Origin of the sequence: Winogradskyella aurantiaca, from assembly GCF_003362725.1 — a bacterium.
GTDB classification, from domain to species: domain Bacteria; phylum Bacteroidota; class Bacteroidia; order Flavobacteriales; family Flavobacteriaceae; genus Winogradskyella_A; species Winogradskyella_A aurantiaca.
Genome location: NZ_QKTV01000009.1, coordinates 143,087 through 152,099 on the forward strand (window position 1 = coordinate 143,087; position 9,013 = coordinate 152,099).

Sequence of the window (9,013 nt, forward strand, 5' to 3'; positions counted from 1 at the left end):
GAAAAAACACTTAAAAATAGATAGAAGAAAACAGCGCCAAGGCGCTGTTTTTTTTGGAATTTATTGACTCATAAACTCGTTTATCTGCTTGTTAAATCATTAGAGAAACAATATATTTGCCCGTTTTTAAATTATAGCAAACAAAATCTAAAATGCAGAATAAAGGTATTGTCAAGTTATTTGCGTTTCTATTTGGCCTGGTAAGTATTTACCAATTGTCATTTACGTTTAAGGCAAATCAGATTGAAGATCAGGCTAAAGTTGTTGCCCAGAGTAGATTTCAAGACATCAAGGAGATAAACAGAGAAGAGGCGCGATATTTAGATTCGCTTTCTAATGAAGAGGTATACAACTTATATGTCAAAAATTTTACTTACAATGATGTAAAGAATAATGCCATGAACCTTGGATTGGATCTTAAGGGTGGTATTAATGTTATTCTACAAATCTCTGTAAAAGACATTCTTAAAGGATTGGCTAACAATTCTAAAGACCCGATATTCAATCAGGCACTTGAAGATGCCGATGAGTTACAAAAAGATTCGCAGGATTCCTATTTACAGTCCTTTTACACTGCGTTTGATGCTATTAAAGGGGATACCAAATTAGCGTCTCCAGATATTTTTGCCAATCGTTCGCTTAGTGAAGAGATCAAATTCAATATGACCGATGATGAGGTTAAGAGTATTATCGAAACCAAGGTTGATGAGTCTATTGTATCGGCATTTGAAGTATTAAGAAAGCGTATTGATAAGTTTGGTGTGACATCACCAAATATTCAGCGATTAGGCAATTCTGGTAGAATTTTATTAGAACTTCCTGGTGCTAAAGATATTGAACGTGTTGAAGATCTTGTAACCACAACAGCTCAATTACAATTCTGGGATACTTACACAACACAAGACCTAGCGTCTTATTTATTACAGGTTAACCAAAGATTGGTAGAACAAGCTGAGGCTAATAAGGAGGAAGAAGCTGCTGATGCTGAAGTAGAGCAGGACTCTACTCAAAGTACAATCGATGCTTTAACGGGACAGATTGAAACAGACTCAACTGATGTTCAGGATGTCAATCCATTAGGTATTCAGAGTATAGGAAATGGAGGCCCAGTAATTGGAATCTTCTTAGCTCAGGATAAAGAAAGAGTTCTAGAACAACTAAATGCCAATAGAGATTTACTACCTGCAGAAATGCGCTATGCTAAATTTGCATGGGCAATTCAGGCTGAAGACTCTGAGTTTATAGATTTATATGCCTTAAAAGGTAACAGAGAAAATCAACCAGAACTTAGCGGTTCTGTGATTACGGATGCCAGACAAGATTACGATCAGCGTAACCGTCCGGCTGTAAGCATGCAGATGAATGCCGCAGGTGCTAAAGTTTGGGAAGACATGACCAGACGTGCATACGAGGAGCGTGGCTATATTGCAATTGTTCTTGATGAAATAGTCTATTCAGCACCTGGTGTAAGTACGGGACCAATCTCAGGAGGTAACTCTCAAATTTCTGGTTCGTTTACTTTGAATGAAGCGATTGACCTTGCTAATGTTTTAAGAGCTGGTAAACTCCCTGCTTCGGCTGAAATAATTCAGTCTGATATCGTGGGTCCATCATTAGGACAAGAGGCAATTGATAGTGGAATGAAGTCCTTTGTTATTGCCTTAGTATTTGTACTGTTATGGATGGTATTCTACTACGGTCGCGGAGGTTTATTTGCTGATGTAGCGTTACTATTAAATATCTTATTAATCTTTGGTGTGTTATCTGGTTTAGGTGCTGTATTAACCTTACCTGGTATTGCCGGTATTGTCTTAACCATTGGTATATCCGTGGATGCCAACGTACTTATTTTTGAACGTATACGTGAAGAAATTGCGAAAGGTAAAGACCAGAAAGCGTCCATAAAAGACGGTTTCAATAATGCCTTAAGTTCCATTCTTGATGCTAACATTACTACAGGTCTTACCGCATTAATTCTATTTGTATTTGGTACAGGCCCTATTAAAGGATTTGCAACAACGCTTATAATTGGTATCCTAACCTCTTTATTCACTGCCATCTTTATCACCAGGTTGTTAATTGACTGGTATGTTGGTAGAGGAGGTCAGTTGGATTTCTCAACGCCAATAACAAAGAACTTATTCAAGAACGTTAATATCAATTTCCTTGGCAAGCGCAAGATCGCATATGTCATTTCTGGATTATTGATAGCAGCTAGTATTGGTTCTTTAGCAACTAAAGGATTAGATCAAGGGATCGACTTTGTTGGAGGTAGAACCTATCAAGTTCGTTTTGCTCAGGAGGTAAGTACCGAAGAAGTAACGAATGTATTGAATGGTATTTTTGGTAGTGCTGAGGTTAAAACCATTGGTGGTGCTAATCAGTTAAAAATATCTACTAAATATAAAGTAGAAGATAACTCTACGCAGGCGGATGAGGAAGTACAGTCCAAATTATTTGAAGGATTAAAGCAGTTCTTACCAGACGGAATGACTTACGAAGATTTTAAAGAAGGATCTGGTGACTTGAAAATTGGTAAGATGCTATCAAGTAAAGTGAGTCCTACTATTGCAGATGATATCAAATCATCTTCTATTTGGGCAATTCTAGGATCTCTTGTGGTGGTATTCCTTTATATCTTAATTAGATTTAAGAGGTGGCAATTCTCACTTGGTGCTGTTGCCGCAGTCTTCCATGACGTTTTAGTGGTTCTAGGAATTTTCTCATTAACATGGAGCTTTATGCCATTTAGTATGGAAATTGACCAGGCCTTTATCGCTGCCATTCTTACTGTAATTGGTTACTCTTTGAATGATACCGTGGTTGTATTTGATAGAATTAGAGAGTACCTGAATGAACATACTACATGGGATTTTGGTCGCACTATTAATGCTTCTCTTAACAGTACCTTAAGTAGAACCTTGAATACATCCTTAACAACACTTGTGGTGTTATTGGCCATGTTTATTCTTGGTGCGGATTCTCTTAGAGGATTCTTATACGCCTTGATTGTCGGTGTAATTGTTGGTACCTATTCATCTATGTTTATTGCAACACCAATCATGTATGATACAGCTAAGAAAGGTGATGCTGCAGAATCATTGAAGAAAAAAGTAAAAGAAGAAGAGGAGGAGGCTTAAGCCTAATCTTCTTAATCCATATAAAAAAGCCTCTTTACGAAAAGAGGCTTTTTTTTATTTAATCTTCAGAATAATCAAGGCGGTCACCGATGCTAATGCCCAACTTTTCTATAAGTCCTCCATTGATCTCTAGGACATATTTAGCAGGGGCTTCAGAAGGCAATGAGCTTTCATTAAAGGGTTCTGCATTCTCATAAAAGCTTACGATCTTTTTGTCTTCAGATATATAAATAATATCGAGTGGGAGTCTTGTGTTTTTCATATAGAAATACCTCGGGGAAGCATTGTCAAAAATAAAGAGCATCCCTCGATCTGCTTTCATGGAATCCCGATACATCAAACCTGTTTGTGTCTCATATTCGGTTTTAGCAATCTCAATATCAAATGAAGCAATTAAACTATCTGAGGAAGCCTTGTAGAGTTGCGCAGTCCCTTCTTTGGTAAAAGCAATTGAAGACACCAGCGGTGCTTTATTTTGTTCTTTACAAGCGTATAAGCCTGTAGCAATCCCAATACAAATAATGGAACGGTATACGATTTTCATGGAGTTTACTTATTGGCTAGAGGTTTGGCCTTATGCACAAACATGAAGTATAGGCCAATCAAGATAAAAGGAACACTTAATACTTGACCTGTATTCATAAACCAGACATAATCATCGCGCCCATCAACCTGGGCTTTCTTTACAAATTCAACAAAGAATCGGATGGTCCATAATAATACAAGGAACAAGCCAAACAAATAACCTTGTCTTTGAGCCTTGTTGGTTTTCCAGTATAAGAAATACAAAATCAAGAATACAAAGACATAACAAAAGGCTTCATAAAGTTGTGCAGGATGTCTAGGCTCCGTTTCCCCAAGTTGCCTGAATACCACACCAAAGTCGCTCTCTGTGTATTTTCCAACGATTTCAGAGTTGATAAAATTCCCTATACGTACAAAAACGGCCCCTAAGGCAACTGGAATAACAATTCTGTCTAAGATCCAAAGAACCGATTTCTTTAATATTTTTCTATCGTATAAATACATGGAGATAATCATAGCAATAGCAGCTCCATGACTGGCCAGTCCCGCAAAGCCGGTAAACTTAATCCCGTCAACGGTACTTATTGGGAGAAAGACGCTAAAAAAATCTTCTTTAAATAACTCTGGTTGATAGAAAATGACGTGCCCAAGGCGTGCCCCAATCATAATTCCTAAAACGCAGTAAATAAATAAGGAGTCCAATGATTCTTCGGATTCACCTTCGTTTTTATAGATTTTTTTCATGATATAAAATCCAAAAACAAAGGCAATGATCCACATCAAACTGTAAAAATGGAGCATAAAAAAACCAAGGTCAATGCCTTTCATTGGATCCCAAACGAATTTCAAACTATGAATCATGTCTTATTTGTTGATTTCTGCGTAAATATAATAACTCGCTGCCTTAGCCGGTAGCATTATTGGTCAAAATAAAAATTAGGCATCTGGGAGCTTTTCCCTTGGTGGAACAGGATCGTAACCGCTACCTCCCCAGGGATGACAACTGAAAATCCTTTTAATAGCTAACCATCCCCCTTTAAACAATCCATGTGTTTGAAGCGCCTCTTTAGCGTAATGGGAACAAGTGGGATTGTACCTGCATGTTGCTGGTGTTAAAGGCGAAATAAAAAGCTGGTAGATCTTGATCACAAGAACAAAAGGGAATATTAGAATATCCTTAATACCAATCTTCTTATTCATGATAACAATATACTGGCTAATTAGTAGTAAAGACAGTGCCGTCTTTACCATCCTGAAGCTGAATTCCAGCTTCAGCTAGGCGATCTCGTATCTTATCAGACAACCCAAAGTCTTTATTCATTCGAGCTTCTTGACGTAATTCGATGAGTAAATTTACGGCCTCGCTCAGCTTATCACCCGATCCTTCTGCAGATGCGGCATTCGTTAAACCTAAAATATCAAAACAGAAAATATGAAGTGTATTTTCTAATACTTTTAGGTCATTACTCGTTAAGCTAGCCGTTCCGTCCTTTATCTGATTGACCAGTTTAACACCTTCAAATAATTGTGCAATTAAAATTGGCGTATTAAAATCGTCATTCATGGCGTCATAACATTTTTGTCGCCATTCATTAATGTTTAGAGTTGAGCTAGAACCGGCTTTAAGATCCTTTAAAGAATTGACCGCTTCCATCAATCTATAAAATCCTTTTTCGCTAGCTTGCAGTCCTGCGTCTGTAAAGTCCAGGATACTTCTATAGTGAGCCTGAAGCATAAAAAAGCGCGCCACGCTTGGGTTGTAAGCCTTTGAAATGTGTGGATTGTCACCACTAAATATTTCGTTAGGTAAAATAAAATTGCCTGTGGATTTTGCCATTTTTTTACCATTCATAATCAGCATATTGGCATGCATCCAGTAATTAACAGGATCGTGACCATTACAAGCTTCAGCCTGAGCAATCTCACATTCGTGATGCGGAAATTTTAAGTCCATTCCACCACCGTGAATATCAAACTTCTCACCTAGATACTTAGTACTCATGGCAGTACACTCCAAATGCCATCCAGGAAACCCATCACTCCAAGGTGAAGGCCATCGCATAATATGTTGTGGTTCGGCACGTTTCCAAAGAGCAAAATCCTGTGGATTTTTTTTATCGGATTGACCATCCAATTGACGGGTGTTGTGAATAAGGTCTTCGAGCTTTCTTTTACTCAATACACCATATGCCTTGTCTTCATTGAATTTATGGACATCGAAGTACACGGAGCCATTGACCTCATAGGCGTATCCATTGTCAATAATGGCCTTGATGATTTCAATCTGTTCAATGATATGCCCTGTAGCAGTTGGTTCAATACTTGGTGGCAGGAAATTAAAGCTGTTGAGGATGTTATGAAAGTCCACTGTATAACGCTGTACGACTTCCATGGGTTCAATAGATTCCAATCGCGCCTTTTTAGCGATGCGGTCTTCCCCTTCATCGGCATCATTCTCCAAGTGTCCTGCATCTGTAATGTTTCGGACATAACGTACCTTGAACCCTAGATGTTTTAGATAGCGAAACACCACATCAAAAGACATAAAGGTCCTAACGTTTCCAAGATGAACATTACTGTAGACCGTTGGCCCGCAGACATACATACCTACGTGACCCTCATTTAAGGGTTTAAATGTTTCTTTTTGACCAGTTAGGGAATTGTAAATCTTAATGGATTGCTCCTGGTAGTTCGCCATGAGATAAGTGGTTAATCGCTCAACAAAGTTATATTAAAACTGAGTATCTAGTTTGATATAATCTAAGAATTCTCGTTTTACTTCTTTGTTTTTAAACTTCCCACCAAATTCTGAAGTAACGGTGCTACTTTCAATGTCCTTTATACCTCTGGAATTGACACATAAATGTTTGGCATCAATGACGCAAGCTACATCTTCTGTACCCAGTACCTCCTGAAGCTCTTTTACTATTTGAATTGTTAATCGTTCCTGAACCTGTGGTCTTTTGGCATAATAATCAACGATACGATTCATCTTGGACAATCCTACAACAGTACCATTTGATATATAGGCCACATGCGCTCTACCAACGATAGGTAACAAATGGTGCTCACATGTGGAATAAACAGTAATGTTCTTTTCAACCAGCATTTCACCATATTGATACTTATTTTCAAATGTTGAAGCACTAGGTTTAGCTTCAGGATCTAAACCTCCAAATATCTCGTTGACAAACATTTTTGCCACGCGTTTTGGGGTGCCACTAAGGCTATCATCTGTGAGATCCATACCTAATGTTTCCAAGATATGGCGAACATCGTCCTTAATAATATCTATTTTTTCTTCCTTACTTAATTTAAAGGCATCACCTCGTAAGGGAGTATCAGAAGAAGATCCTATATGAGCATCTCCAAAAGCGTCTATGTCGTTTATGTCGTTATCAAATTTCATAAGTCTCTGTTTCGCTTAGGCAAAATAGACTGCAAAGATACATAATATTTAGGCTAAGAAGATGTTAGAGATATGATAAAACCCTTGTTTTTGGTCGAGGTAACCTAGAATTTCAACAAATAAAAAGATAGCAAACCCATTATTTTAGTATTTTGCATGCCCTCAATTGATAGCAATGACGCAAAGGAACTTCTTACTTTCAGCAATTATCATGTTCTTCAGCATGATTGCTGTGGCACAATCTGGTGGTGCTGATCTTTGTGAAAATTCAGAACCTCTTTGTGGGTCTGAAGCATTTTCATACCCAAATACCTCAAATGGACAAACAGCAGAGAGTGGTCCAAACTACGGGTGTTTAGGAGATCAACCAAACCCTGCATGGTTTTTTCTACAGATTGGGAGTTCTGGGGATTTACAATTAACAATTGAACAGAGTACAGTTGAAAATGGCAGTCCTAATTTAGATGTAGACTTCATTATTTACGGGCCTTTCAATGAAACAGATACTGCATGTGGGGCTCAATTGAATTTCGATAATATAGTCGATTGTAGTTATTCTCCAAACCCAGTTGAGGTGGTAACCATCCCAGATGCTGTAGCGGGGGAGTTTTATTTGCTTTTGATTACAAATTTTTCTGGACAGGCAGGATTTATCACCGTACAACAAACTTCTGGAAATGGGTCAACTAATTGTGGTATTCTAGCTGATGAAAAGGGTTGTACTGGAAGTACAGTAGCCTTGGATGCAACAACTCCAAATGCTGACTATTATACGTGGTTTGCAGATGATGGTACAGGCAATTTCGTGGAGATACCAGGTGAAACTGCTGCCATACTAAATGTAACGAATACCAACATTTATAGAGGGGAAGCTTATGATAGTAGTGATAACCTTCTGGAATCGTATCAATTTAACGTTTTGTTTTCCGACGTTCCAAATGCGAGATCCGTTGATGACCAAATCTCATGTGTTCCTGGTGGTATACAGACTTTTAATCTTGAGGATTTAAATTCGACCATTCTTGATGGACAGGATCCAGATAAATTTTCAATTAGTTATCACTTATCGCAGTTCGATGCTGAATCGGATAGTAATCCGATTCCATTATTATATACTAATCCTGGTCCTAATTCATCTCAAAGAATTTTTGCAAGAGTTGAGAATATAGTGAACGAGGACTGCTTCAACATCACTGATTTTGAAATGGGTGCTTTTGAGTCTGCAACGGCTGAATCAATTCCGGCAATCCAAATTTGTGATGATGATAATGATGGCTTTGCAACAATTGATTTAACCACTTTAGAATCAAGTATCCTCAATGGACAGGATCCGTCTGTTTTTGAAGTATCATTTTATGCTACAATCACGGATGCCAATACCAAATCAAACCCATTGCCCTTATCATACACAAATCAATCGGCTTTTTCGAGTGAAGACCTTTTTTATAGAGTTGAAAACCGTTTTCAAACTGATTGTTTTGATGTGACCTCTTTTGAATTTGATGTTTATAGGTCTCCAATTTTAAACCCGGTAAGCGATCAATTGATTTGTGACGATAATAATGATGGTTTCTGGGACTTAGATTTAGATGCTATTACCCCAATTGTTTTAGGATCACAAAATCCAGGAGATTTCCAGATTACATATCATACAAGTCAGTTTGATGCTGATAATAACCTAAATCCATTACCTGGTTCATATACCAACACGACACCTTACGTTAGGGAGACCATTTATATAAGAATTTTTGCCAATAATACTATTTGCTACGAAACAGACAGTTTTGAATTTGTTGTGTTTAACAGTGCTAGCGCCACCCCTGGTGTATTTGCCCAGTGCGACAATAGTTTGGATGGGGATGACACTAATGGTTTTGTAGAGTTTGATTTAACGGTAATGGACCCAGTGGTATTAGGGGGTCTTGACCCTACGGATTAT

6 protein-coding genes and 1 pseudogene are annotated in these 9,013 nt (G+C 38.0%); 2 read left to right on the top strand and 5 right to left on the bottom strand.

From position 1 onward, the window contains the following. Positions 1-152: 152 nt before the first annotated feature. A complete protein-coding gene (gene secDF / locus DN064_RS13970; RefSeq protein ID WP_115463277.1) occupies positions 153-3,140 on the top strand; it encodes a protein translocase subunit SecDF in 2,988 nt (995 codons plus the stop codon). 58 nt (positions 3,141-3,198) lie between these two features. Here the strand turns inward: secDF and DN064_RS13975 are convergent, their stop codons facing one another. The 5 genes from DN064_RS13975 to folE form a co-directional block, all read right to left on the bottom strand. Then, positions 3,199-3,684 carry a DUF192 domain-containing protein gene (locus tag DN064_RS13975; RefSeq protein WP_115463278.1) on the bottom strand — a complete coding sequence of 162 codons (486 nt, stop codon included), beginning with the start codon at positions 3,682-3,684 and terminating at the stop codon, positions 3,199-3,201. 5 nt (positions 3,685-3,689) lie between these two features. Then, complete coding sequence (gene lgt / locus DN064_RS13980) at positions 3,690-4,526, bottom strand: prolipoprotein diacylglyceryl transferase (RefSeq protein WP_115463279.1); 837 nt, start codon at positions 4,524-4,526, stop codon at positions 3,690-3,692. A 75-nt stretch (positions 4,527-4,601) separates the two neighbouring features. Further along, a complete protein-coding gene (gene yidD, locus DN064_RS13985; protein ID WP_198659451.1) occupies positions 4,602-4,865 on the bottom strand; it encodes a membrane protein insertion efficiency factor YidD in 264 nt (87 codons plus the stop codon). A 16-nt stretch (positions 4,866-4,881) separates the two neighbouring features. Beyond that, complete coding sequence (gene cysS / locus DN064_RS13990; protein ID WP_115463280.1) at positions 4,882-6,363, bottom strand: cysteine--tRNA ligase; 1,482 nt, start codon at positions 6,361-6,363, stop codon at positions 4,882-4,884. Between the two features lie 33 nt (positions 6,364-6,396). Then, positions 6,397-7,074 (bottom strand): GTP cyclohydrolase I FolE, encoded by a 678-nt coding sequence (gene folE / locus DN064_RS13995; RefSeq protein WP_115463281.1) that lies wholly within the window; start codon positions 7,072-7,074, stop codon positions 6,397-6,399. 175 nt (positions 7,075-7,249) lie between these two features. Here folE and DN064_RS14000 point away from each other — a divergent pair. Continuing rightward, positions 7,250-9,013, top strand: a pseudogene (locus DN064_RS14000) (hypothetical protein); the annotation flags it as partial.